Raw genomic sequence first — 24152 nt, 5'->3', positions numbered from 1 at the left:
CATGACGGCGGCGGCCCTGAGCCACGAGATCCACGGGGACGGCCCGGACCTCGTGCTGCTGCACGGTGTCGGCCTCGACCGGAGCATGTGGGCACGCTGCCTGCCGCCGCTGGCGGCACGGCACCGGGTGACCCTGGTCGACCTGCGCGGCCATGGCGCCTCGCCGCGGGCCGAGGAGGGCGTGTCGCTGGCGGAGCTTGCGACGGATGTCGCGGAGTTGCTGGACGGGCCTGCGCATGTGGTCGGGTTCTCGCTGGGCGCGTTGGTGGCACAGCAACTCGCTGTTGTACTCCCTGAGTTGACGGCCAGCCTGACTCTGGTCAGCTCGGTCGCCGGTCGGTCTCAGGAGGAGCGAGCGGCCGTGGCCGGCCGACGGGAGCGAGCCCGAGCGGACTTCAAGGCGTCGGCGCGGGCGGCGGTGGAGCGATGGTTCTCTGCCGAATGGCGTGCGCGTGAGCCCGAGTTGGCAGGTGAGCTCCTCACCACGCTGTTGGCCAACGACCGAACGTCGTACCTGGCCTGTTACGACGTCTTCGCGACGGCGGACGCGGGCCTGTGGCCACTGCTGCCGGACATCGCGGCCCCGACGCTGGCGGTGACGGGGGCGGACGATCCGGGCTCCACTCCGGAGATGAGTCGACGGCTGGCCGCGCGGATCCCGGATGCATACGTGCGCATGATTCCTGGAGCCCGTCACCTGCTTCCTCTGGAACGCCCGGCCGAGCTGACCGAGGTGGTCCTCACACACACGGCGCCCTTGGCGCCCCTTTAGGGGCGCTGGGGGTACCCCCGGCCGACGGCTGGGGGACCGAACTGCGCGAGCAACCACACTCAACCCGCACCCGAGGAGCCCACCGCATGCCCGCACTCCCCCGTCACCAGCACTACATAGCCGGCGAATGGAGCGCACCCGCCTCCGGCGAGTACTTCCCCAGCCTCAACCCCACCACGGCCCAGCCCTGGTACGAGGCCGCGAGCGGCACCGCCGAGGACGTCGACCGCGCCGTCCGCGCCGCCCGCACCGCCTTCGAGGACCCCCGCTGGCGCGACCTCAGCCAGACCCGCCGAGGCCGCCTGCTCCGTAACCTCGCCGACCTCATCGGTGAGCACGCCGAGGAACTCGCCCGCACCGAAACCCTCGACAACGGCAAGCTCCTGCGCGAGATGCGCGCCCAACTCGCCGGTCTCCCCGAGTACTTCCACTACTACGCCGGCCTGGCCGACAAGATCCACGGCGAGGTCATCCCCGGCGCGAGCCGCGACCTGCTCAACTACACGCTGCGCGAACCCGTCGGCGTGGTCGGCGCGATCACCCCCTGGAACTCCCCCCTCCTCCTCACCGCGACCAAGCTCGCCCCGGCCCTCGCCGCGGGCAACACCGTGGTCGTCAAGCCGTCCGAGCACACCTCGGCCTCCCTCCTCGCCCTGGCCCCGCTCTTCGAGGAGGCCGGCTTCCCGCCGGGTGTCGTCAACGTGGTCACCGGCTTCGGCCCGAGTGCCGGCGGCCCCCTCACCGAGCACCCGGACGTCGCCAAGGTGACCTTCACCGGTTCCACCGAGACCGGCCGCCGTATCGCCCGCACCTGCGCCGACCGCTTCGTCCGCTGCACGCTCGAACTCGGCGGGAAGTCACCGAACATCGTCTTCCCGGACGCCGACCTGGCGTCGGCGTCGATGGGCGTGATCGCGGGCGTCTTCGCGGCGGCGGGCCAGACCTGTGTGGCCGGCAGCCGGGTCCTGGTGCATCAGGACGTGTACGACGAGGTCCTGGAGCGGGTGACCGCGCGGGCCGCCACCATCCGGATCGGCGACCCGCTGGAGGACTCCACCGAGCTCGGCCCGCTGGCCCTCGCCGACCAGCTGGCCAAGGTCGAGTCGTACGTCGGACTCGGGCTGGCCGAGGGCGGCAAGGTGGTCTGCGGCGGGGCCCGGCCCGACACCGGTCTCGACGGCTGGTTCTACTCCCCCACGGTCTTCACCGGCACGGACAACGCGATGCGGATCTGCCGGGAGGAGATCTTCGGCCCGGTCGCCACCGTCATGCCGTTCGCGTCCGAGGAGGAAGCCCTGGCCATCGCCAACGACTCGTCGTACGGCCTGGCCGCGGGCGTGTGGGCCCGGGACGTGAACCGGGTGCACCGGATGGCGGCGCGGCTGGAGGCGGGCACCGTGTGGGCCAACACCTACCGGTCCATGTCGCCGATGTCCCCGCGGTCCGGTTTCAAGAGCAGCGGTACGGGTGTCGAGCACGGCACGGAGGTGATCCGCGAGTACACGCGACTGAAGAGCGTGTGGGTCAACACGAGCGAGGAACCGGCCGGCGATCCGTTCATCCTGCGGTCATGAGCGATCCTTGTATGGCAGATCCGGTGGCACCGTCGCGGCCTGTTGACGTCGTAAGGAGTCCCGCACTACGTTCACGTACCATGCAAGAACCCAGTGGCCGGGCGCGGAAGCCGCTCCAGCAGACGAGCATGCAGGCGCGCGTCGCCGAGGAGCTGCGGCAGATGATCATCACCGGTGAGCTGCCGCCGCGCTCCAGCCTGTCCGAGATGGCGCTGTCGGAGACCTTCGGGGTCAGCCGTACCCCCATCCGTGAGGCCCTGAAGCAGTTGCAGATCGAGGGGCTGGTGGAGGTACGGCCGCGGGTCGGCACCTTCGTCGCGGTGCCCTCGCGGCGCGAGATCACCGAGCTGTTCCAGATGAAGGAGCTGCTGGAGGGCGCCGCGGCCCGGCTGCTCGCCTTCCGTGGCAACGTGCCCGAGGTGACCCGCCTGCGCGACATCATGCGCGAGGCCGACGAGGCGGTGCGGGCGGGTGACGCGGAGGGGTACGCGCGGCTGGTGCACGAGTTCCACGACCTGATCGTCGTCGGCGCCGACAACACCAAGCTGGAGGCGCACTACCGCACCCTGATGAACCAGCTCGCCTACGCCCGGCTGGTGCGCACCTCGCTGGCCCAGCCGGGCCGCCTGACCGAGTCCGACCACGAGCACCACCGGGTGCTGGACCTCGTCCTCGCCAAGGACGGCGACGGCGCCGAGCGGGTCATGCGCGAGCACGTCCGGCGCAGCCATCAGGCGCTGCTGGCCGGGATGGACGAACGGGAGCGGGCGGAGGGGGACCGGGACCCGGGAGGGGCCGGTTCCCCGAGGTGACGGTCCGGTCCCGGCCCCACCTGCGCGTCTGCTCCGTGGACGCTCCGGAGGCGGTGCCGGGCGCCGGGTAAACTCCCTCCACGTGACTTCCGCACCCGCCAAGCCCCGCATCCCGAACGTCCTCGCCGGACGCTACGCCTCCGCCGAGCTCGCCACGCTCTGGTCGCCCGAGCAGAAGGTGAAGCTGGAGCGGCAGCTCTGGCTCGCCGTGCTGCGGGCCCAGAAGGACCTCGGGATCGAGGTGCCGGACGCGGCGATCGCCGACTACGAGCGGGTCCTCGACACCGTCGACCTGGCCTCCATCGCCGAGCGCGAGAAGGTCACCCGGCACGACGTGAAGGCGCGGATCGAGGAGTTCAACGACCTCGCCGGGCACGAGCACGTGCACAAGGGCATGACCTCCCGTGACCTGACGGAGAACGTCGAGCAGCTGCAGATCCGGCTCTCGCTGGAGCTGGTGCGCGACCGTACGGTGGCCGTCCTGGCGCGTCTGGGCAAGCTGGCCGGCGAGTACGCCGAGCTGGTGATGGCGGGCCGCTCGCACAACGTGGCCGCGCAGGCCACCACCCTCGGCAAGCGCTTCGCGACCGCCGCCGACGAGCTGCTCGTGGCCTACGGCCGGGTCGAGGAGCTGCTCGGCCGCTACCCGCTGCGTGGCATCAAGGGTCCGGTCGGCACCGCCCAGGACATGCTGGACCTGCTGGGCGGGGACGCGGCGAAGCTGGCCGAGCTGGAGGACCGGATCGCCGGGCACCTCGGTTTCTCGCAGGCGTTCACCTCGGTCGGCCAGGTCTACCCGCGCTCGCTGGACTACGAGGTGGTGACCGCGCTGGTGCAGCTGGCGGCGGCGCCGTCCTCGCTGGCCAAGACGATCCGCCTGATGGCCGGGCACGAGCTGGTGACCGAGGGCTTCAAGCCGGGCCAGGTCGGCTCCTCGGCGATGCCGCACAAGATGAACACGCGGTCCTGCGAGCGCGTCAACGGCCTGATGGTCATCCTGCGCGGCTACGCCTCGATGACCGGCGAGCTGGCGGGCGACCAGTGGAACGAGGGCGACGTGTCCTGCTCGGTGGTGCGCCGGGTGGCTCTGCCGGACGCCTTCTTCGCGCTCGACGGTCTGCTGGAGACCTTCCTGACGGTCCTCGACGAGTTCGGCGCGTTCCCCGCCGTCATCGCCCGCGAGCTGGACCGCTACCTCCCCTTCCTCGCCACCACCAAGGTACTGATGGGCGCGGTGCGGGCGGGCGTCGGCCGTGAGGTCGCGCACGAGGCGATCAAGGAGAACGCCGTCGCCACCGCGCTCGCGATGCGCGAGCAGGGCGCCGAGCGCAACGACCTGCTGGACAAGCTGGCGGCCGACGAGCGGCTGCCGCTCGACCGCGAGCAGCTCGCCGCCCTGATGGCCGACAAGCTGTCCTTCACGGGCGCGGCGGCCGCCCAGGTCGGTGTCGTCGTCGGCCGGATCGAGGAGATCGCCAAGCAGCACCCGGAGGCGGCCGGCTACACGCCCGGAGCGATCCTCTGACCCGCTTCACTGCGGCGGAGCTGGAGGCCGCCCGCGACCGTCTCGTCCCGGACGTGATCGCGGACGGCCTGCACGTCCTGTTCTGCGGGATCAACCCCGGCCTGATGACGGCGGCCACCGGACACCACTTCGCCCGCCCCGGCAACCGCTTCTGGCCGGTGCTGCACCTGTCCGGCTTCACACCGAGGCTGCTCAAGCCCGCGGAACAGGGCGAGTTGCCGTCGTACGGGCTCGGCATCACCAACGTGGTGGCGCGGGCGACCGCGCGGGCCGACGAACTGACGGCCGCCGAGTACACCGAGGGCGGACGCCTGCTGACGGCGAAGGTGGAGCGGGTCCGGCCGCGATGGCTGGCGGTGGTGGGCATCACGGCCTACCGGGCCGCCTTCGACGACCGCAAGGCCCGGATGGGGCCGCAGGAGCGGACGATCGGCGACACCCGGGTGTGGGTGCTGCCGAACCCGAGCGGACTGAACGCGCACTGGACGGCGGCCACGATGGCGGAGGAGTTCGGGCGGTTGCGGGAGGCGGCGCGGGGCTGACCACCGGGGTCCCACCAGGGGGGACCGGCGAGGTCAGGCGTCCCGTCGGTGCAGGCTCCGGGCGCCGGCGAGCAGTGCGGCCGCCGTCCACAGTGCGGTGACCGCGAGTCCGGTCCACGGGCCGACGGAGCCGTCCCAGGTGCTGTGGAGCGCCACCTGACCGGCGCGGTCGGGCAGCAGGTCGGCGATGCCTCCGGAGAGGTCGCCGATCACGAAGGACACGGTCAGCAGGAACGGGATCAGGACGGACAGCGTCGCGGTGCCGCTGCGCAGTACGGCGGTGAGTCCCGCCGCGAACAGGGCCATCAGCGTCAGGTAGAAACCGCAGGCCACTGCTCCGCGCAGCCCCACTGCCCACGTGGGACCGGCCGCTCCGAGCAGGTACTTCCCCAGCGCCAGCGTGGCGAGGCCGGTGACCAGGCCCACGGCGAGCACGGGCAGGGCGATCGCCGTGGCCTTGGCGGCGAACCACCGTCGCCGGTCGGGTACGGCGGACAGGGCCAGCCGCAGCGCGCCGCCCCGGAGGTCGGACGAGACGGCGGTGGCGCCGAAGGCGATCGCCGCGATCTGCCCGAAGGAGACGCCGAAGAACACCGTGAAGAGCGGGTCGGAGCCGTCGTCGGTGCCGGCCGCCACGAGTCCGGAGAAGGCGACGGTGACGGCCAGGAGCGCGCCCAGGCCGCCGACGAGCGGGCGCAGGGTCCGGATCTTGAGCCACTCGGCGTGCAGGACGGGCTGGAACGGCATGGTCAGGCCTCCTGGTGGTGGTGTGCGGTGAACTCGGCTTCCGCCGACGTCAGATCGAGGTAGGCCTGCTCCAGGGTGGCCTCCTCCTGGGCGAGTTCGAGGACGGGGACGCCGGCGTCGGCCAGGACCCGCCCGATGTCCGCCACGCGCGCGTGCCGCACGGTCCAGGCGCCGTCCGCGCCGTGCTGCGCTTCGAATCCGTGCCGGGCGAGCAAGTGGTCGAGTCGTGCGTCGTCGGTGGTGCGGACCCTGGCCGCGGGCCGCACGCGCGCGTGGATGAAGTCCCGGAGCGGGGTGTCGGCCAGCAGACGGCCGCGGCCCAGGACGATCAGGTGGTCCGCGAAGGAGGCCGTCTCGTTCATCAGATGGCTGGAGACCAGTACGGTGCGGCCCTCCGCCGCCAGTCGGCGCAGCAACCGGCGGATCCAGACGATGCCTTCGGGGTCCAGGCCGTTGGCGGGCTCGTCGAGGAGGACCACCTCGGGATCGCCGAGCAGAGCGGCGGCGATGCCGAGCCGCTGGCGCATGCCCAGGGAGTACGTCCGTACCCGGCGCCGGGCGGCGGGAGCGAGGCCCGTCTCCTCCAGCACCTCGTCGACCCGGCGGTCCTGGATGCGGTTGCTCGCGGCGAGGGCGCGCAGGTGGTCGCGTCCGGTGCGGGAGTGGTGCGCGGCGTCGGCGTCGAGCAGGGCACCCACCCGGCGCAGGGGCTCGTCGAGTTCGGGGTACGGGCGGCCGCCGACCGTGGCGGTTCCGGAGGTGGGGCGGTCGAGGCCGAGGACGAGACGCAGGGTGGTGGACTTGCCGGCGCCGTTGGGGCCGAGGAAGCCGGTGACCCGGCCGGGCCGGACGGTGAAGGTGAGGTGGTACACGGCCCGTCGGCCGCCGTACTCCTTGGTGAGGTCGTGCACGTCGATGCTGGTCATGGCCAACACTCTGGCCGGTGGGGAGGGTTGGGCTCCTCCCCCGCCGGTGGAGATCGTCTCCCCCGCCCGGGGGAGGCCCGTTGTCAGTGGCGCCTGTCACGCTGTCCGCATGGCCCGCTTTCTGCGCCCGCTGCTGCGGGGGACGACGTACACACGACTGCTGCACCTGTGGGTGCCGTTGCTCGTCGTCGGCCTCTGGCTGTTCGTCGACCCGTCCACCCCGTGGGTGCCGGCCCTGGTACTGGTCCCGGTCGGGCTGATCCCCGCCGTGCGCCGGGGCGAGGGCGTGCAGGCGCGGCTGCTGCTCACGCCGGGCGAGGCGGACTCGGGGATCTCGGAGACGCCGTCGGCGACCTGGCGGGACCGGGGGCGCACGGTGCTGTGGCTGGAGGCGCGGATGCTCCTCGGCTCGGCGGGCGCGCTGGTCTCGGTGTGGCTGCCGGCGATCGCGTTCGACCTCGCCCGGCTCGCGGCGGGCCGGGCGCCCGGCGGCCTCCCCCTGCTCGACGCGGCCCGGCCGCACTGGGCGTTCGCCCTGCTGGTCCCGCTCCCGTTGATCGCCCTCTACGGTGCGGTCGTCGGTTTCGGGGAGCTGATCACGGCGATCGCCCGGCGGCTGCTCGGCCCGTCCGCCGCCGAACGGCTCGCGGCCCTGGAGGAGCGCACCGAGCAACTGCTGGAACGCACCCGTATCGCGCGCGAGTTGCACGACTCCATCGGGCATGCGCTGACGGTGGCGGTGGTGCAGGCGGGCGCGGCCCGGGCGGCGGGTGATCCGGAGTTCACCGACCGGGCGCTGGCCGCCATCGAGGACACCGGCCGCGGCGCGCTGGAGGACCTGGAGCGGGTGCTGGGCGTGCTGCGCGAGGAGCGGCGGCCGGTGAGCGGCCGGCCCACGCTCACCGACGCCGACCGGCTCCTGGAGTCCGCGCGGGCCTCGGGGGCGAAGGTGGACGCGGAGGTCACCGGCCCGCTGGAGACGGTGCCGGGCCCGGTCTCCCGGGAGGGCTACCGGATCCTCCAGGAGGCGCTGACCAATGTGCTGCGGCACGCGGGGCCGGTGCCGGTGCGGGTCCGGGTGACCGTGACCGCCGGGGTGCTCGGCCTGGAGGTGCGCAATCCGCTCCCCGGCCCGATACCCGGGCCCGGGCGGGGCAGCGGGCTGCGCGGGATACGCGAGCGCGCGGCCCTGCTCGGGGGCAGCGCGCGGACCGGACCGGACGGGGGCGACTGGCAGGTGCACGCCGAGCTGCCGGTGCGCTGATCTACGCTGGCCGGATGCCGGTCACCGTTCTCCTCGTCGACGACGAACCCCTCGTACGCGCCGGTCTGCGGGCCGTGCTGGAGGCTCAGCCCGACATCGAGGTGGTCGGCGAGGCGGCGGACGGGGCGGCGGTGATCCCGCTGGTGCGGCAGCTGCGGCCGGACGTGGTCGCGATGGACGTACGGATGCCGTTGCTGGACGGGATCGAGGCCACGCGCGCGGTGCTGCGCACGGTCGCCGAGCCGCCGAAGATCCTCGTGGTGACGACGTTCGAGGACGACGAGTACGTGTACGAGGCGCTGCGCGCGGGGGCGGACGGGTTTCTGCTGAAGCGGGCCCGGCCCGCCGAGATCGTGCACGCGGTACGGCTGGTCGCCGAGGGCGAGTCACTGCTCTTCCCCGCCTCGGTACGGCAGCTCGCCGCCCGGTACGGCGAGGGCGGCGGGCGGGACGGGCTGGGGTGGGCACGGCTGACCGAGCGGGAGGCCGAGGTGCTGCGGCTCATGGCCCAGGGGCTGTCCAACGCCGAGATCGCCGGGCGGCTGTTCGTCGGGACCGAGACCGTGAAGTCCCATGTGGGGGCCGTGCTGGCGAAGCTCGGGGCGCGGGACCGCACCCAGGCGGTGATCGCGGCGTACGAGTCGGGGTTCGTCGCGCCGCGCTGATCGCTATTCCTCGGCAGGTAGGGAGCGCCGGACACTCGCCGGGGAAGTCGGTGGGGAAGTACGATCCGGCCAACACGCTCGGCAAGCTGGGAGGACGGACGTTGGCGGGGCTGACCGGCGGTGATCCGTCTCTGTTGCGAAGGATCAATTCCGCAGTGGTGCTGCACGCGCTGCGTGCCACGGACTGCGCGACGCTCACGGAGATCACCCGCGTGACGGGGCTGTCCCGGCCGACGGTCGAGGGGGTCGTCGAGGGGCTCATAGAGGGGGGTCTGGTCGTCGAGACGGCGGCCGAGGAGGGCGCGGCCCGGCGGCAGGGGCGGCCGGCCCGGCGGTTCCGGTTCCGGGCCGAGGCCGGGCATCTGCTGGGCCTGGAGATCGGCCCGCACCGCGTCGCCGCGCTGCTGGCCGATCTGGACGGCCGGATGCTGGGGGCGCAGGCCAAGGACGTCGACGAGACGGCGGACGCGGACGAGCGGCTGGAGCGGCTGCGGACCGCGGTCGCCGAACTGCTGCGCCGGGCCGGGGTGGCGCGCAGTTCGCTGCGGGCCGTCGGGGTCGGTACGCCGGGCATCGTCGAGGCGGACGGCACGGTACGGCTGGGCACCGCGCTGCCCGAGTGGACGGGGCTGCGCCTCGGCGAGCGGCTCAGCCGGTCCTTCAAGTGCCCGGTGCTGGTGGAGAACGACGCCAACGCGGCGGCCGTGGCCGAGCACTGGAAGGGGGCCGCCACCGAGTCCGACGACGTGGTGATGGTGCTGGCCGGACTCAGTCCGGGCGCCGGTTCGCTGATCGGCGGGCGGCTGCACCGGGGCTACGGCGGGGCGGCCGGGGAGATCGGCGCGCTGCATCTGCTGGGCCGGGAGGTGACTCCGGAGACGCTGCTGTCCACGACCGACGAGCCGCTGCACCCGCTGGACGAGCAGGCGGTCGCCGAGGTGTTCGCGCTGGCCCGCAAGGGGGACGCGCGGGCGCGGGCCGCCGTCGACCGGTTCATCCAGCGGCTGGTCCACGACGTGGCCGCGCTGGTGCTGGCCCTGGACCCGGAGCTGGTGGTGATCGGCGGCTGGGCGGCGGGACTCGACGGCGTCCTGGAGCCGCTCCGCCGCGAACTGGCCCGTTACTGCCTGCGTCCGCCCCGGGTCGCCCTGTCGCTCCTCGGCGAGGCGGCGGTGGCGACGGGGGCGCTGCGGCTGGCCCTCGACCATGTGGAGGAGCAGCTGTTCGCGGTGGACGGCACGGTCACCGCACGCCGCTGAGCGCCCGCCCCGGCATGCGAGGCGCCCCGGAGGAAATCCGGGGCGCGTGCTGATACCGCGTGTTCGGTTGCCGTACGCACTGTCCCCGCGCGTTCGGTCCGCGTGCTCGGGGTCCCCGCGCGGTCCGCTCCGGCGCGTTCGGATCCCGTGCGGCCGGTTCCGGCGCGGTGGCTACGAGGCCTGCTGCTCGGGGCCGTGGTGGATCTCGACGCCGCCGGAGTCGCCGAAGGTCAGCCGGCAGGTGTCGGCGCGGTACGTGGCGCTGGAGAGCGCGGCGACGCGGCCGGCCGCGAGGAAGCGGGTCGTGACGACGAGGACCGGGGCGCCGGGGAGGCGGTCGAGTTCCTTGGCATCGTCCGCGCGGGCCGAGCCGAGCTCCACAGCGCGGTTCTGGCCGTCCAGCTCCAGGCGCTGCAGCTCGCGCAGCACCGCCCGCGCGCGTGCCGCTCCGGAGGGCGCGTCGATCGCCGTCAGGTCCGGGACCGAGGCGGCCGGGACGTAGAGCAGCTCGGCGGCGACGGGCTGGCCGTGCGAGACGCGGGAGCGGCGCACGATGTGCACGGGCTCCTCCGCGCCGGTCTCCAAGGCGGCCGCGGCGGCGGCTGGCGGCACCGCGAGGGTGCAGTCGACGGGCTGCCAGGCGTCCTCGGGGGCGCCGGGCCAGGCGTGCTGGCCGGTGCCCACGGCCACGCCCATGCGCGGGGGCGCGACCGTCGTACCGACACCGCGGCGGCGCTGCAGGCGGCCTTCCAGTTCGAGCTGTTCGAGGGCCTGACGGAGCGTGGCGCGGGCCACCCCGAAGCGGGCGGCGAGGTCGCGCTCGTTGGGCAGGATCTCGCCGACCGAGAACTCCGAGTCCAGTGCCTCACTGAGCACGGTCTTGAGATGCCAGTACTTCGGTTCCGGCACCGATTCCAGCTGCGTGGTCCCCACCCTGTCCTCCGCAATCGCCGTGGTCCGGCGGCGTTTTAGCGCCCTTGTTTATTAAAGGTTGTTGTACTTATCTGCGACCATAGGGCGGCGCACACCCTTGGTCAAGACCAATCCTCGATCCCTGGGGCAACGCATAGAAAGCGGTGCCATGCACCGTTCATGAGGCGTTCGCACGGGGGCGTTTTCGTGACATGGCGGCAAAGCTCCCGTCGCGGTGCGGGAGCCGCCGGGCGCAGGGGGTCAGAGGCCGGAGAGGGACCGCAGCTTGTCGGGGTTGCGGATGATGTAGACGGCCCGGACGGCGCTCCCGTCGACGTCCAGCTGGAACACGCTGTCGGGCCTGCCGTCGGCGAGCAGGAGCACCGCCGGGCCGCCGTTGACCTCCAGGAAGCGGAAGGACATCCCGGCACCCTCCTTGCGGGCGACGCCGAGCAGGAACCGGCCGACCTTGCCGGGGGTGACGATGACGCGCAGCGCCGCCGACGCCTTGCCGCCGCCGTCGCTCACCAGGCGCACGTCGGGGGCGAGCAGGGCCATCAGCCCCTCCAGGTCGCCGCCGGCCGCGGCGGCGAGGAACCGTTCGGTCAGGTCCCTGCGCCGGGCCGGGTCGACCTCGTAGCGGGTGCGCCGCTCGTCGACGTGCCGGCGGGCGCGGCCGGCCAGCTGCCGCACCGCGGCCTCGCCCCGGTCGAGCATCGCGGCGATCTCGGCGTGCGGGTACCCGAAGGCCTCGCGCAGCACGAACACGGCGCGCTCCAGGGGCGACAGCGACTCCAGGACGACGAGGACGGCGAGCGAGACGGAGTCGGCCAGTTCGGCGCGGTCGGCGGCGTCGGGGGCGGTGGTGCCGAAGTCGGTGACGTAGGGCTCGGGGAGCCAGGGGCCGACGTAGGTCTCGCCGCGGGCCTGGATCTGGCGGAGCCGGTCGATGGCGAGCCGGGTGGTGATGCGCACCAGGTAGCCGAGCGGTTCGCGTACGTCGCCGCGGTCCGCGCCGGACCAGCGCAGCCAGGCGTCCTGGACCACGTCCTCCGCGTCGGCCACGCGGCCGAGCATGCGGTAGGCGACCCCCATGAGCGCGGGACGGTGTTCCTCGAAGACGTCGGTCAGGGTGTCGGCGGTCACGGCCCCATCCCATCCCGACACGTTTCCCCGTGTCCAGGCGGAATCGCTCCGTCCCCCGCGCGCCCGGCCCAGAATGATCGGCGGACCGCCGACGGCCGGCGGGGGACACGGGAGGTCACCGATGCGGTACGCGGTGCTGGGCACGGGCGAGGTAGGCCGCACGCTGGGCGGGAAGCTGGTGGAGCTGGGGCACGAGGTGACGCTCGGCTCGCGCAGCGAGGGCAATCCGGCCGCCCTGGAGTGGGCCCGGGCGACGGGCGGGGGCGCCGGTACGTTCGCGGATGCCGCGGCCGCCGCCGAGGTGGTCGTCAACGCGGTGGGCGGCCGGGTGTCGCTCGCGGCGCTGGAGGCGGCGGGCGCGGAGCATCTCGCCGGGAAGGTCCTCATCGACGTCTCCAATCCGCTGGCGATCGAGGACGGCGGAATACGGCTGGATCCCGTCGGGTCGGACAGCGTGGGCGAGCAGATCCAGCGGGCGTTCCCGCACGCGCGCGTGGTGAAGACGCTGAACACGGTCAACTGCCAGGTGATGGTGGATCCGGCGCGGGTGCCCGGTGCGCACAACCTGTTCGTGTGCGGCGCGGACGCCGATGCCAAGGCCCAGGTGACCGCGCTGCTCGGGGAGTTCGGCTGGCCCGCCGAGCGGGTGCTGGACCTGGGCGGGATCGAGGCCTCGCGGGCGGTGGAGATGTGGCTGCCGCTGTGGGTCTCCCTCATGCAGCGCTTCGGGCACCCCGATTTCAACCTGGAGCTGCGCGGGGCGCGTTGACGGCCCGCGCGGGCGGCGCACGACACACCCCGCCGGGGACTACCCGTGAGTAGCAATTGCTGACAAGCTGTCTACGGCACGGCGTCCACCGAAGTCCCAGGCATCCCGCCGCAGTCCCAGACGAGGAGCCCCCATGTCCGCCACCGTCTCCTTCAAGGTCCCGGCCGCGCACGGCCAGCAGGACGTGACCGTCTCCTACGCGCGCGTGGGCCGGGGCGAGCCGCTGGTCCTGATCCACGGCATAGGGCATCACCGGCAGGCCTGGGACCCGGTGGTGGACATCCTCGCGACCGAGCGGGACGTGATCGCCGTGGACCTGCCCGGCTTCGGCGCCTCCCCCGGTCTGCCCGCGGGCCTCGCCTACGACCTCCCGACGACCAACGCCGTGCTCGCCGCGCTGTTCGAGACGCTGGAGCTGGAACGGCCGCATGTGGCGGGCAACTCGCTCGGCGGACTGCTGGCGCTGGAGCTGGGCCGCGAGAAGCTCGTCCGGTCCGTCACCGCCCTCTCCCCGGCCGGGTTCTGGTCGCAGGCCGAACGGCGCTACGCCTTCGGTGTGCTCATCTCCATGCGGCGGATCGCCGAACGGCTGCCGCTGCCGCTGGTCGAGCGGCTGTCCCGGTCGGCCGCCGGGCGGACGGCCCTGACGAGCACCATCTACGCCCGCCCGGCGCGCCGTTCACCCGAGGCGGTGGTCGCCGAGACGCTCGCGCTCGCGCAGGCCACCGGCTTCGCCGACACCCTGCGGGCGGGCGCCGCCGTCCAGTTCAGCGACGACATCCCCGGCATCCCCGTCACCGTGGGCTGGGGCACCCGGGACATGCTGCTCGTACGCCGCCAGGGCGTCCGGGCCAAGCTGATCATCCCCAAGGCCCGCCTGGTCCGGCTCCCCGGCTGCGGCCACTGCCCGATGAACGACGACCCGGCCCTCGTCGCCCGTGTCATCCTCGACGGCAGCCGCTGACGGCCGACCGGCACGGGACCGGCCACCGGCGCCCTCGGGACCCTGCGAAGATCGGCCGACTCCCGCCGTCCGAGACCGACGCAAGCCCCCGGCAGCCGCTGCCCGGCCACCGAATCGGGCCACGACTCCGGGAGCCACCGTCCGGGGGCTCGGAGAGGGCGAGGTCCCCGCGGGGACCGGTTCACGGGTGCGGCGGGGCACGGCTCCCGCCGCCGACCGACGACCGAGGCGACCCAGAACTCCCGCGACCGCCGACCGGTGAGCAGGACGGCGCCCGACGCCCGCGACCACCGACCGGTCGCGCGGACGGCGCCACAGATCCGCGGCCACCGACCACGGGCGAAAGCGGCGCGCGGCTCCCGGACCCGCCGACCGGTCGCCCGGGCGGCGCACGGCTCCCTCGGCCACCGACCGATCGTCAGCGCGGCACACGGCTCCCTCGGCCGCCGACCGGGCGCCCGGGCGCGGCAGCGTTCCCGTGCCCAGGGCGACGCCCGCGCCCACCAGGGCGCTGCCGACGGCCTGGGCGGGGCCGTAGGAGCCGGTGCCGACGAGGGGGGCGGTGCAGACGGCGGCGAGGGGGACGAGGCCGGTGAAGAGGGTGGCGCGTTCCGTGCCGATCCGCTGAACGCCCATGTACCAGCAGACGAAGCCGACGACGGTGACGACCGCGGCCTGCCACAGCAGCGCGGCCGTCTCCGTGGCGTCGGGCCTGCGCAGCCACGCCCCGCCGTCGAGGACCACCCCGGCCACCCCGGCCACCGCCGCCTCGGCCGCGGCGAGGGCGCACACCGTGGCGGTCAGCAGCCGTGGCCCGAGCGCCCGCAGCACCGGCCCGGCCAGCACCGCGAACCCGACCTCACCGGCGAGCGCGCAGATCGAGAAGGCGATGCCCCGCGCGTCCGTCCGTCCCCAGCCCTGGACGGCGAAGGCGCCGACCGCGACGAGCAACGCCCCGCGGAACACCTGGTGCTGGGGCCGGCGCGCGTCGAGGAGCGGGACCAGGACCGCGACCACCACCGGCGCGCAGCCCACGAAGACGCCCGGGACCGCCGGTTCCGCGGTGCGCTCGGCGGCGAGGATCGCCAGGTTGAAGCCGACCATCCCGACGGCGGCGAGGAGGGACAGCCGGAGCCAGGCACGTACGCCCAGGCCGCGCAGCCGCTCTGCCGCACCGGGCCCGACGAACGGCAGGAGCAGCAGACAGGCCAGCGCGTAGCGGACGAACTGGCCGCCCGCGTAGGGATAACGGCCCAGCACGCTGTTGGCGGTGAAGGAACCTCCGACGAGGACGTAGGCGAGCGCGGTCAGAGCGGCGCCGCGTGTGGTGGTCGCGTTCATGAGGACGACGCTAGGAACGCGGGCGGTCCGGTTTAAGGTCCACTTCCATGACGTCATCGGGGACCAATCCGGACGGCCTGCCCGGCTCGGCCGCGTGGGAACTGCTGCTCCCGGCCGCCTCGGCACCGGCACGCGCGCGTGGCCGTTCCCTCCAGGCGGCGCTGCGCGAGGCGATCCGCGCGGGACGGCTCGCACCCGGCACCCGGCTGCCGTCGAGCCGGGACCTCGCCAGGGACCTCGGCGTGTCCCGGGGGCTCGTCACGGAGGCGTACGAGCAGTTGACGGCGGAGGGCTATCTGCGCAGCGACCGGGGTGCGGGCACCTGGGTGGGCGGTGCCGTACGGGCGGCGTCGCCCCGCGCGCGGGACCTCGCGCCACGCCCGGCGGGCGTACGGGTGGACTTCGTACCGGGGTCGCCGGACCTGTCGCTGTTCCCGCGCGCCGCGTGGGCCGCCGCCCAGCGCGAGGTGCTGGCGGAACTCCCGCACCGCGACCTCGGCTACCCGGACCCGCGCGGGCTGCCCCGGCTGCGCTCGGCCCTGGCCGAACTGCTGGCCCGGCGCCGGGGCGTGGCCGCCGACCCGGAGCGGATCGTGGTCGTCTCCGGAGTGGCACAGGCGGCGGCCCTGCTCGGATCCGTGCTGCACGCGCGCGGGCTGCGCGAGATCGGGGTGGAGGACCCCGGCAGCCCGCAGCACGACGGTCTCTACGAAGCCGCCGGGACACGCGCCGTACCGCTGCCCCTGGACGACGAGGGCCTCGCCCTGCGCCCGCTGCGCGCGTCGGGCGTGCGCGCGGTGGTGACGACGCCCGCCCACCAGTACCCGACCGGGATCGCCTACTCCGCCGACCGCCGCGCCCGGTTGCTCGACTGGGCCCGTTCGGTGGACGGCCTGCTGCTGGAGGACGACTACGACGGCGACTTCCGCTACGACCGCGCCCCGGTCGGCGCCCTGCAGGGCCTGGACCCGGAACGGGTGGCCTACGCGGGATCGGTCAGCAAGTCCCTCGCCCCCGGCCTGCGGCTGGGCTGGCTGCTGGTGCCGGAGTCCCTGGCGGACGAGGTCGTCGACCGCAAACGGACCATGGACCTCGGGCATCCCTCCCTCGACCAGGCGGCGTTCGCCCGGTTCGTGGCACGCGGCGACTACGACCGGCAGCTGCGCCGCTGCCAGCGCGCCTACCGCGAGCGGCGGGACGCCCTGGTCGCCGCGCTGGCCGAGCACTTCCCGCACGCGCGCGTGTCGGGGATCGCGGCGGGGCTGCACGCGATCGCCGAACTGCCGGAGGGCTACGGGCCGGAGAGCCGTTTCGTACGGCGGGTGGCGGCCGCGGGGGTGGCGGTGCGTCCGCTCGGCGAGTGCGCGCACGCGAGGAGCGACGATTCCACCGTACGGCTGGTGCTCGGGTACGCGCATCTGCCGCCGGCGCGGATCCGGGAGGGCGTGCGGCTGATGGCGGAAGCGGTTGCCGGGTGACCTTCCCGGCCGATCAGTTGTTCACTTGCGGTTTCCGTGCGCGCTGCGGCGCCCCAGTAGTTGTGGCGGTGCACAACTGGCCGGATCCCGCCCTGGAGGCCCTTCCATGTCCCTTTCGCTCCCCGGCCGCCGCAGCGTGCTGCGCGGCTCGCTCGCCGCGTCGGCGGCCCTGACCCTGCCCACGGCGCTCGGTTCGGCGCCGGCGCTCGCACTGTCCGGGCGGCCCCGCGCGGACTGGGGCGTACAGGCGGGCGACGTGACCGCCGGCTCCGGCCTGGTGTGGGTCCGTTCGGACCGGCCGGCCCGGATGATCGTGGAGACCTCGGCCACCGAGTCGTTCCGCGACGCCCGCAGGTGGCACGGTCCGCTGCTCGGATCCGACAGCGACTTCACCGGCACCACCCGGCTGCACGGGCTGCCGTCCGGCGAGCAGATCCACTACCGCGTACTGCTCGCCGACCCCGACGACCCGCGCCGCACCGGCGAGCCGGTCGGCGGCACCTTCCGGACGGCCTCCGCGCGCCGCCGTCAGGGCGTGAAGTTCGTGTGGTCGGGCGACCTGGCCGGACAGGGCTGGGGCATCAACGAGTCCATCGGCGGCTACCGCATCTTCGACGCGATGGCGAAGCTGGACCCCGACTTCTTCCTGTGCAGCGGTGACAACATCTACGCCGACGGCGTGATCTCGGCGACCCAGGCGCTGCCCGACGGCAGCCTGTACCGCAACGTCACCTCGGAGGAGAAGTCGCACGTCGCGGTCACGCTGGACGACTTCCGCGGCAACTTCCGCTACAACCTGCTGGACCAGGCGCTGCGCCGGTTCAACGCCCAGGTGCCGAACGTCATCCAGTGGGACGACCACGAGGTCCGCAACAACTGGTACCCGGGCGAGGTCATCGGCACCGGCACCGCCTACCCGGCCGGCACCAAGCTGGACGACATGGCGCTGCGGTCCCGGCAGGCGTTCTCCGAGTACTTCCCGATCTCCACGATCAGCGGCCGTCCCGACGGCCGGATCTACCGCGTCCACCACCACGGCCCGCTCCTCGACGTGTTCGTGCTCGACATGCGGACCTACCGCAACGCCAACTCGCCCGACAACCAGACGACCGACCCGCAGGGCATCCTCGGCGCCGAGCAGCTGGAGTGGCTCAAGCGCGAGCTGTCCCGGTCGCGGGCGGTGTGGAAGGTGATCGCCGCGGACATGCCGCTCGGCCTGGTCGTGCCCGACCCGGTGGAGGGCAAGGCGAACTTCGAGGCCGTCGCCCAGGGCGACCCGGGCGCGCCGCTCGGCCGTGAGCTGCAGATCGCCGAGCTGCTGCGGTACATCAAGCACCGGAAGATCACCGGCACGGTGTGGCTGACGGCCGACGTCCACCACACCTCGGCCCAGCACTACGACCCGTCGCGGGCCGCGTTCAAGGACTTCGCGCCGTTCTGGGAGTTCGTCTCCGGCCCGCTGAACGCCGGCGCCTTCCCGGCCAACGCGCTGGACGGCACGTTCGGCCCCGACCGGGTGTTCGTCAAGGCGCCGACCGCCTCGAACGTGTCACCCGCGGAGGGCTACCAGTTCTTCGGCGAGGTCGACATCGACGGCGACAGCGGCGAACTGACGGTGCGTCTGCGCGAGTACGACGGCACCGTGCTGTTCACCCAGACCCTGCAGCCGGGCCGGGTCGGCCAGTAACTCCCGTACGCTCTGCACAGGGCCGCGCCCCGGCGTCATCCCCCGGTGCGCGGCCCTGCCGCATCCCCCGAACTCACCCTGGAACAGGGTGTTTTCGCAGGTCAGAGCCGATTGTCAGTGGTCGCCTCTACGGTTTTTCCCATGACGCGATCTTCACAGGCCGTGGCCTATCGCCAACCCTCCGTGCTGCGCTCCGCCGCCGACGGACACCGTCTCGGTCTTGAGACCTCCCGGGGTGCGACACCCACCGGGACGGCGGAGCACCCGCGGTTCTTCGCGGGCTTTCTGACCTCGCCTCAGGTGGCCGCCGCCGGGCTGCTCGCGGTGGCCGACGTGGCGGCCGCGCGCTACTACCAGCCGCAGTTGCGCGCCTCGCTGGACCCGGTGGTGACCGGCAACGGCGACCGGCTGCGCTTCGAGTCCTTCTCCGGCTGCGGCGGGGTGTACGCCCGGCTGGACGTCCTCCGTCCGGGCCTGGACGGCGGCGAGGTCGGGCACGGCACGACGAACGTCGACGTCAACAACCCGCTGCGGGAGGCGCTTTCCCGGCTCGGCACGGACGACCCGCTCCATCTGCGGGTCGGGCCCGAGGAACTGGCGGTCACCACACTGGACGGCCCGGTGGTGGAGAAGAAGGTGCCGCTCCCGGACCGCTGGCTGCGCGGCTTCGCGGAGGCACAGGTCATAGCGGCCGGGTTCGACCTGCGCGCCGAACTCCCGGCGGACGAGGCGGTGCGCTTCCTGCGCTCGCTCCCCCGCGGCGGCACGGGACGCCGGGGCGCGGCCGGTCCCCGCTGGGTGGTGCCGACGGGCCGGGGGCTGCGGCCGACGACCCGCCCGGTGCCGGGCGCGGTGTGCCTGCCGGGCCCGGAGCGGCTCGCGGCACTGCAGCAGGTCCTGCGCCATGCGACGGCGCTGCGGGTGTACGGCCCGCAGGGCGCCCTCGCCGCCTCCGGTACCGCCGCCGCCTGGGAGGTCGTGCTGCCCGGCATGCGGCTCACCCTGACGCTGTCGCCGGACGCGGCCCGCGGGTTCTCCGGCGAGGGCGGCGTGCTGGACGCGCTCGCCACCGACGAGGCCGCCGAGGACGCGGAGCTGATCGCGGTGCTGCTGGCCTGGGAGCCCCGCGTGGACGTCGCCGACCTGGCCGCCTCCTCGGGCCTCGCCCCGGAGCGGGTCCGCGCGGCCCTGGTCCGCCTCGGCACCTCGGGACGGGTCGGCTACGACACGGCCGAGGCCGCCTACTTCCACCGCGAACTGCCCTACGACGCGGGGCGCGTGGAGCGGCACAACCCGCGGCTGCGCTCGGCCCGGGCGCTGGTGGCCGCGGGCGCGGTGGCCGTGGACGGCGATCTGGGGACGGTGACGGCCGAGGACGGTCATGTGCACCGGGTGCGGGACGCGGCGGGGGTGCTGAGCTGCAGCTGTCTGTGGTGGGCGAAGTACCGGGGCGGGCGCGGGCCGTGCAAGCACGCGCTGGCGGTGCGGATGGTGCGGCGGGGCGCCACGGCAGAGCAGGACGCGGGGCAGGACTTCGGACAGGACATGGCGGAGATCGGCGGGGGTGCGCGATGAGCGAGGTGCTGGAAGCGGTGCGGGCGGGTCGGACGGGACTGACGGAGCTCCTGCTGAAGAGGATGACGGATGCCGAACGGCGCAAGCTCCTGCCGGAGTTGCAGAACCTGCGCAAGGAGCTGCGGGCCACGCCCTGGACCGAGCGGAACGACCGGGTGTACCCGGCCCTCCAGGTGGCCGGCGCGATGTGCCACTCGGGGGCCGCGGCCGCCGCGACCTGGATCGCGGGTGCGGACATGCGCTGGCGGCAGACGCCGGCGGAGACGCTGCTGAAGGCGCTGGCGGACCGGGACACCGGCTGGCTGGCGGATGTGGCCCGGCGGCTGGCCGCCCGGCCGGTCTCGGCGGACGTGTCGTTCGAGCTGATGGCGGGGCTGGTACGCACCTCGGGGTGTGAGGTGCCGGTGACGGACGCCTATGTGGTCGGCTGGGTCAGGCACATCGGCCACAGTTGGGGGCGCGTCCCCCTCGTCGACCGACTGCGCGCGGAACCGGATCTGGCGCCACTGGTGGCGGGTCTGTTCGAACTGACCGATCTCAGCAACGTCCGGTGGCTGTTCGGCAACGGGCAGGGGTCGTGGCAGAGCTGCCTCGCGGAGCTCACCCAGGCCGGCACGCTGGACCGCAAGGCGGTCGTCGACGCCTGTGTCGCCCGTCTGCTGCGCGGCGGTGGCCCGACGGACCACCGGGTCTTCCTTCCGCTCCTGGTCCAGCTGGCCCTCACCCGGGACGAGGAGCGCGAGCGCGTCGCCGACTGGTCCGCCCTCGCACGCGACGCCGCCTCCCCCGTGGCCGCCCACGCCCAGTCGGTCCTCGCCGCACTCGCGCTCGACGACGAGCTCACCGCGCGACAGCTGGCCGAGGCCTCCGAAGGGCTGCTGTTCCGGGCCGAGAAGAAACTGGTGCGCGCCCAGCTGGTACTGCTCGGCAAGGTGCTCACCCGCGACGCGTCCGCGGCGCCGGAGCTGCTGCCGGCCGTGGCCCAGGCATTCGGGCACGAGGACACCCAGGTGCAGGAGCGGGCGCTGAAGCTGGTGGAGCGGCATGCGAAGAGGCTCACCGACGGCTCGGCGGCCCAGGTCGAGATCGCGGGCGCGGCCGAGCAGTTGAGCCCGGCTCTCCGCGTCCGTGCCGCCGCTGCCCTCGGGATCGCGCCCGCATCGGCTCCCCAGGCGTACGCGGAGGTGCTGCCGCCGGCTCCGGAGCCGTTCCGGCTCGCGTCGGCACCGGACTCGGTGGTGGAACTCGCGGAGGAGGTCTCGGCCCTGCTGGCGTCCGACGGGGACGTGGCCGCGTTCGAGCGGGCGCTGGACGGTCTGGCCCGGCACGCCCACCGCGACCAGGACGCGCTGCGGGAGGCGCTGGAACCGGTGGCGGCCACCCGCTGGTGGAAGCAGCCCGAGTCCCGCGACCGGTGGCAGACCGAGGAGTACTTCGGCAACACCCGCTACGGACTGCTCGCCGCCCGGGACGGCCTGGAACTGCTGATGGCCACGCTGTACGGGGTCGTGGGCACCCACACCCTGCTCGCCGCTCTGCAGCGCGGTCCGGCCGAGCGCAAGTGCCCGCACAGCGAGTTCTCCCGGGTGTTCGACGTCCGGCTCCGCGAACTCGCCCACCGGATACGGACGGATCCGCAGCCGCTGCTGCTGGCCACGCCCACGTGGAACACAGGGCTCCTCGAACCGGGCGACCTGGTCGACCGGCTCGACGTCTACCGACGCCTGGGTGCCCGGGTCGGTGACGCCGACTTCGCGCAGGCGCTGTTCCGAGTGCGCCGCGAGGACCGTGCGGCGGCGCGGGCGGCGGCCGAGCGGGCGGCCGGACTCGGTACGCGGGAAGGCAGGAGGCTCGCGCGCTGGCTGTCCGCCGAGGAACGCGTCCTGCCCACGTCACAGCGCCTCACCGAGGAGCCGCGGATCCCGGTCGAGCCGAGTGACATCCCGGAACTCCAGGCGGACTTCCCCGAGGAGTTCCGGCGGCTGGGCTGGCCGGTCAAGGTGTTCGGCACGCACCGGTACTGCCACCACTCGGGCCAGGAGAACCACCGGCACTGGCTGGCCACCCTCCCGGAGCGGCGCGAGCTGGTCGCCGTGCGGCTGGTGCACGACCTGTCCCATGCCGCCCTCTACGACCAGCGGGGCATGGCCGCCGCCCTCCCGCTGCTCGCCGAGTCCGGCGGCCCGGCGGGCGAGAGCACGCATCTGTGCCTGGCGTACGGGCTGGGCGCCCGGCATGCGGAGGACCGGCTGACCGCGGTGGACGCGCTGCTGGTGCTCGCCGCGCGCGGACAGCTCGACGCGGAGCGGCTCGGGTCCGACCTGGGCCAACTGGTCCGGCGGGGTGCGGTGAAGCCGCTGCGGCTGGCCGAGTCGGCGCGGACGGCGGCGGCCACCGGGGCGAACACGACGATATGGGAGATGCTCCGGCACACCCTGCCGGTGCAGCTCGCCGACCTCGCGACGGCGGGCACGACCGTGCCGGCCTCGGCGCGCGGGCTCGGGGAGCTGCTCTCGGTCGCCGCCGAGTGCGCCGAGCGGTCCGGGGCACGCGGTGTGCTGCCCCATCTCGCTCAGGCGGCGGCCCGGCGCGGCTCCTCCCGGCTGGTGGTCCAGGCCCGTCGGCTCCGGGAGGCGCTGACCGAGGAGACGGCTGCCTGACGAGGAGCAGCAAAAAAGTACGCAAAAAGAACATAAGCATGCTTTACCCATCGGTCACAGAGCGTTCGTGATCACGCAACACCCTTCCTTCACAGTGGATGCATGACTCGAGACATGTCTGATGTGACACGCGCACGGCACGGACGGCCCGTGCACCACTGGCGGCGGGACGTCGTCGAACTCGCCGCCCTGTTCACGGCCGTCGCGGTGGCGGACGCGGCGGCGAACCTGATCGGCCACGGACCCGGCGGTCCGGCCCTGCTGGTGATCTCGGCGCTGGTGCTGGCGGCGACCGCGGGCTTCCACGTCTGGTGGGCGAGGCGCCCAGGTCACGCACCGCCGGTGACGGATACCGATACCGGCACCCGGCCGACCGTCTCCACGACGGGACAGGCCGGGGCCGGCGGGGACACCACGCTGTGGCGGCTGCGGACGACGGTGCGTGACGAGCCGGGATCGCTGGCCGCCCTGTGCACCGGGCTCGCCGGGCACCGGGTGGACATCCTCAGCCTGCAGACGCATCCGCTGGGCGACGGCACGGTGGACGAGTTCCTGCTGCGGGCCCCGGGTGAGCTGACCGCAGGTGAGATCACCCGGGCGGTCGCGCTGGCCGGGGGCACGGACACCTGGATCGAGCGGGCCGACGCGCACGATCTGGTGGACGCCCCGACCAGGGTCCTCGGCCTGGCGACCCGTACCGCGCTGGACGCGGCGGAACTTCCGCTGGCCCTCCGGCAGTTGTTGGGACGGTGCACCATCCGTTCACTCCCCGCCCATCCGGTCGGCGGGGCCCGGAGCCCCGAGACGGTACCCGTCGAAGGGGTCCTGGAGGACACCGTGATGCGGCTGCGCGCACCGGAAGGCGGAGTGATCACCGTGGAGCGGCCGTATCTGCCGTTCACGCCCACCGAGTTCGCGCGGGCGCGGGCACTGGTGGAGCTGGATGCCCGGCTCGGCCCGCGCATCCCGCGCAGCCAGGACGTGCTGACGCTGCCCGAGGGCAACGCGATCACCGTGCGCCGGGCCGACACCGGTGACCTGGAGGCGGCCAAGGCCATGCACGAGCGGTGCTCGACGCGCACGCTCGGGCTGCGCTACCACGGGCCGGTCGGGGACGCGGACCGTTATCTGAACCACCTGCTCAGCCCGCGGTTCGGCCGGACCCTGGCGGTGCAGACCGCGTCGGGCCGGATCGTCGGCCTCGGCCATCTGCTGTGGGACGGCGACGAGACGGAGGTCGCGCTGCTCGTGGAGGACGACTGGCAGCGGCGCGGTATCGGCGGTGAACTGCTGGGCCGGCTGGTCGGGATGGCCGTCGAGGCGGGCTGCGAGAGCGTGTACGCGGTGACGCAGGCGTCCAACACCGGGATGGTGGCGGCGATGCGGGCGCTGGGGTTGCCGCTCGACTATCAGATCGAGGAGGGCACGCTCGTCATCACCGCGCGGCTGGCGCCGGTTCCGGTGGAGCCGGGGGATGCGGTGGGAGCGATGGGGACGGTGGGGAGGACCGAAGCGCCGTAGGGGGTGGGGCTGC

19 protein-coding genes and 1 pseudogene are annotated in these 24152 nt (G+C 73.8%); 15 read left to right on the top strand and 5 right to left on the bottom strand.

All coding sequences use genetic code 11. The features are described from left to right. The first annotated feature begins 1 nt into the window (after position 1). The 5 genes from ACFZDK_RS42490 to mug all read left to right on the top strand — a co-directional run bounded on the left by ACFZDK_RS42490 (position 2) and on the right by mug (position 5225). On the top strand, positions 2–772 hold the full coding sequence (locus tag ACFZDK_RS42490; RefSeq protein ID WP_390980995.1) for an alpha/beta fold hydrolase: 771 nt from the start codon (positions 2–4) through the stop codon (positions 770–772). An 86-nt stretch (positions 773–858) separates the two neighbouring features. Then, a complete protein-coding gene (locus ACFZDK_RS42485; RefSeq protein ID WP_390980993.1) occupies positions 859–2346 on the top strand; it encodes an aldehyde dehydrogenase family protein in 1488 nt (495 codons plus the stop codon). Between the two features lie 80 nt (positions 2347–2426). Beyond that, the gene (locus ACFZDK_RS42480; protein WP_390980991.1) at positions 2427–3158 is read left to right on the top strand and encodes an FCD domain-containing protein; all 732 of its coding nucleotides are present in this window, start codon (positions 2427–2429) and stop codon (positions 3156–3158) included. A gap of 82 nt (positions 3159–3240) precedes the next feature. Continuing rightward, positions 3241–4683 carry an adenylosuccinate lyase gene (gene purB / locus ACFZDK_RS42475; protein WP_390980989.1) on the top strand — a complete coding sequence of 481 codons (1443 nt, stop codon included), beginning with the start codon at positions 3241–3243 and terminating at the stop codon, positions 4681–4683. After that, on the top strand, positions 4680–5225 hold the full coding sequence (gene mug, locus ACFZDK_RS42470; protein ID WP_359219632.1) for a G/U mismatch-specific DNA glycosylase: 546 nt from the start codon (positions 4680–4682) through the stop codon (positions 5223–5225). Before purB ends, mug begins: the two co-directional genes overlap by 4 nt. Positions 5226–5258: 33 nt before the next feature. On the opposite strand, the gene ACFZDK_RS42465 is transcribed toward mug, so the two are convergent. Together ACFZDK_RS42465 and ACFZDK_RS42460 are read right to left on the bottom strand one after the other, a co-directional pair. Continuing rightward, complete coding sequence (locus ACFZDK_RS42465) at positions 5259–5972, bottom strand: ABC transporter permease (RefSeq protein ID WP_390980987.1); 714 nt, start codon at positions 5970–5972, stop codon at positions 5259–5261. Between the two features lie 2 nt (positions 5973–5974). Continuing rightward, positions 5975–6898 carry an ATP-binding cassette domain-containing protein gene (locus tag ACFZDK_RS42460; RefSeq protein ID WP_390980985.1) on the bottom strand — a complete coding sequence of 308 codons (924 nt, stop codon included), beginning with the start codon at positions 6896–6898 and terminating at the stop codon, positions 5975–5977. Positions 6899–7007: 109 nt separating this feature from the next. Between ACFZDK_RS42460 and ACFZDK_RS42455 the strand changes: the two genes are divergently transcribed. From ACFZDK_RS42455 to ACFZDK_RS42445, 3 genes are all read left to right on the top strand, one after another. Continuing rightward, positions 7008–8162, top strand: a complete 1155-nt coding sequence (locus tag ACFZDK_RS42455) for a histidine kinase (RefSeq protein ID WP_390980983.1) — start codon at positions 7008–7010, stop codon at positions 8160–8162. A 14-nt stretch (positions 8163–8176) separates the two neighbouring features. Then, positions 8177–8827: a response regulator gene (locus tag ACFZDK_RS42450; protein WP_390980981.1), complete on the top strand. Its 651-nt coding sequence runs from the start codon at positions 8177–8179 to the stop codon at positions 8825–8827. A 101-nt stretch (positions 8828–8928) separates the two neighbouring features. Beyond that, complete coding sequence (locus ACFZDK_RS42445; protein WP_390981067.1) at positions 8929–10086, top strand: ROK family protein; 1158 nt, start codon at positions 8929–8931, stop codon at positions 10084–10086. A gap of 171 nt (positions 10087–10257) precedes the next feature. Here the strand turns inward: ACFZDK_RS42445 and ACFZDK_RS42440 are convergent, their stop codons facing one another. After that, a complete protein-coding gene (locus ACFZDK_RS42440; RefSeq protein WP_390980979.1) occupies positions 10258–11019 on the bottom strand; it encodes a UTRA domain-containing protein in 762 nt (253 codons plus the stop codon). 240 nt (positions 11020–11259) lie between these two features. Next, positions 11260–12144 (bottom strand): RNA polymerase sigma-70 factor, encoded by an 885-nt coding sequence (locus tag ACFZDK_RS42435; RefSeq protein ID WP_390980977.1) that lies wholly within the window; start codon positions 12142–12144, stop codon positions 11260–11262. Positions 12145–12265: 121 nt separating this feature from the next. On the opposite strand from ACFZDK_RS42435, the gene ACFZDK_RS42430 reads away from it, so the two are divergent. Both ACFZDK_RS42430 and ACFZDK_RS42425 read left to right on the top strand, forming a co-directional pair. Next, positions 12266–12913, top strand: coding sequence for an NAD(P)-binding domain-containing protein (locus ACFZDK_RS42430; RefSeq protein ID WP_390980975.1), 648 nt, complete (start codon positions 12266–12268; stop codon positions 12911–12913). A gap of 133 nt (positions 12914–13046) precedes the next feature. Next, a complete protein-coding gene (locus ACFZDK_RS42425) occupies positions 13047–13877 on the top strand; it encodes an alpha/beta fold hydrolase (protein WP_390980973.1) in 831 nt (276 codons plus the stop codon). A 441-nt stretch (positions 13878–14318) separates the two neighbouring features. Here the strand turns inward: ACFZDK_RS42425 and ACFZDK_RS42420 are convergent. Continuing rightward, positions 14319–15218: pseudogene (locus ACFZDK_RS42420) on the bottom strand (EamA family transporter); the annotation flags it as partial. Positions 15219–15265: 47 nt separating this feature from the next. On the opposite strand from ACFZDK_RS42420, the gene ACFZDK_RS42415 reads away from it, so the two are divergent. The 5 genes from ACFZDK_RS42415 (at position 15266) to ACFZDK_RS42395 (ending at position 24139) form a co-directional block, all read left to right on the top strand. Further along, on the top strand, positions 15266–16696 hold the full coding sequence (locus ACFZDK_RS42415; protein ID WP_390980971.1) for an aminotransferase class I/II-fold pyridoxal phosphate-dependent enzyme: 1431 nt from the start codon (positions 15266–15268) through the stop codon (positions 16694–16696). Positions 16697–16802: 106 nt separating this feature from the next. Next, a complete protein-coding gene (locus ACFZDK_RS42410) occupies positions 16803–18383 on the top strand; it encodes an alkaline phosphatase D family protein (protein WP_390980969.1) in 1581 nt (526 codons plus the stop codon). A 141-nt stretch (positions 18384–18524) separates the two neighbouring features. Continuing rightward, on the top strand, positions 18525–19958 hold the full coding sequence (locus ACFZDK_RS42405) for an SWIM zinc finger family protein (protein ID WP_390980967.1): 1434 nt from the start codon (positions 18525–18527) through the stop codon (positions 19956–19958). Further along, positions 19955–22618: a DUF6493 family protein gene (locus tag ACFZDK_RS42400; RefSeq protein ID WP_390980965.1), complete on the top strand. Its 2664-nt coding sequence runs from the start codon at positions 19955–19957 to the stop codon at positions 22616–22618. The genes ACFZDK_RS42405 and ACFZDK_RS42400 overlap by 4 nt, the downstream gene beginning before the upstream one ends. A gap of 150 nt (positions 22619–22768) precedes the next feature. Beyond that, entirely contained in the window at positions 22769–24139 is a 1371-nt protein-coding gene (locus tag ACFZDK_RS42395; RefSeq protein ID WP_390981065.1) for a GNAT family N-acetyltransferase, read from the top strand. Positions 24140–24152 lie beyond the last annotated feature (13 nt).

Origin of the sequence: Streptomyces sp. NPDC007901 (genome assembly GCF_042959465.1) — a bacterium.
Taxonomy (GTDB): domain Bacteria; phylum Actinomycetota; class Actinomycetes; order Streptomycetales; family Streptomycetaceae; genus Streptomyces.
The sequence above is the reverse complement of the archived record's forward strand: the minus strand, read 5'-3'. Positions and strand labels throughout refer to the sequence as shown.

Coding starts and splice junctions, on each gene's coding strand:
- ACFZDK_RS42490 (WP_390980995.1), top strand. CDS start 2: ATGACGGCGGCGGCCCTGAGCCACGAGATCCACGGGGACGGCCCGGAC.
- ACFZDK_RS42485 (WP_390980993.1), top strand. CDS start 859: ATGCCCGCACTCCCCCGTCACCAGCACTACATAGCCGGCGAATGGAGC.
- ACFZDK_RS42480 (WP_390980991.1), top strand. CDS start 2,427: ATGCAAGAACCCAGTGGCCGGGCGCGGAAGCCGCTCCAGCAGACGAGC.
- ACFZDK_RS42465 (WP_390980987.1), bottom strand. CDS start 5,972: ATGCCGTTCCAGCCCGTCCTGCACGCCGAGTGGCTCAAGATCCGGACC.
- ACFZDK_RS42460 (WP_390980985.1), bottom strand. CDS start 6,898: ATGACCAGCATCGACGTGCACGACCTCACCAAGGAGTACGGCGGCCGA.
- ACFZDK_RS42455 (WP_390980983.1), top strand. CDS start 7,008: ATGGCCCGCTTTCTGCGCCCGCTGCTGCGGGGGACGACGTACACACGA.
- ACFZDK_RS42450 (WP_390980981.1), top strand. CDS start 8,177: ATGCCGGTCACCGTTCTCCTCGTCGACGACGAACCCCTCGTACGCGCC.
- ACFZDK_RS42430 (WP_390980975.1), top strand. CDS start 12,266: ATGCGGTACGCGGTGCTGGGCACGGGCGAGGTAGGCCGCACGCTGGGC.
- ACFZDK_RS42425 (WP_390980973.1), top strand. CDS start 13,047: ATGTCCGCCACCGTCTCCTTCAAGGTCCCGGCCGCGCACGGCCAGCAG.
- ACFZDK_RS42415 (WP_390980971.1), top strand. CDS start 15,266: ATGACGTCATCGGGGACCAATCCGGACGGCCTGCCCGGCTCGGCCGCG.
- ACFZDK_RS42410 (WP_390980969.1), top strand. CDS start 16,803: ATGTCCCTTTCGCTCCCCGGCCGCCGCAGCGTGCTGCGCGGCTCGCTC.
- ACFZDK_RS42405 (WP_390980967.1), top strand. CDS start 18,525: ATGACGCGATCTTCACAGGCCGTGGCCTATCGCCAACCCTCCGTGCTG.
- ACFZDK_RS42400 (WP_390980965.1), top strand. CDS start 19,955: ATGAGCGAGGTGCTGGAAGCGGTGCGGGCGGGTCGGACGGGACTGACG.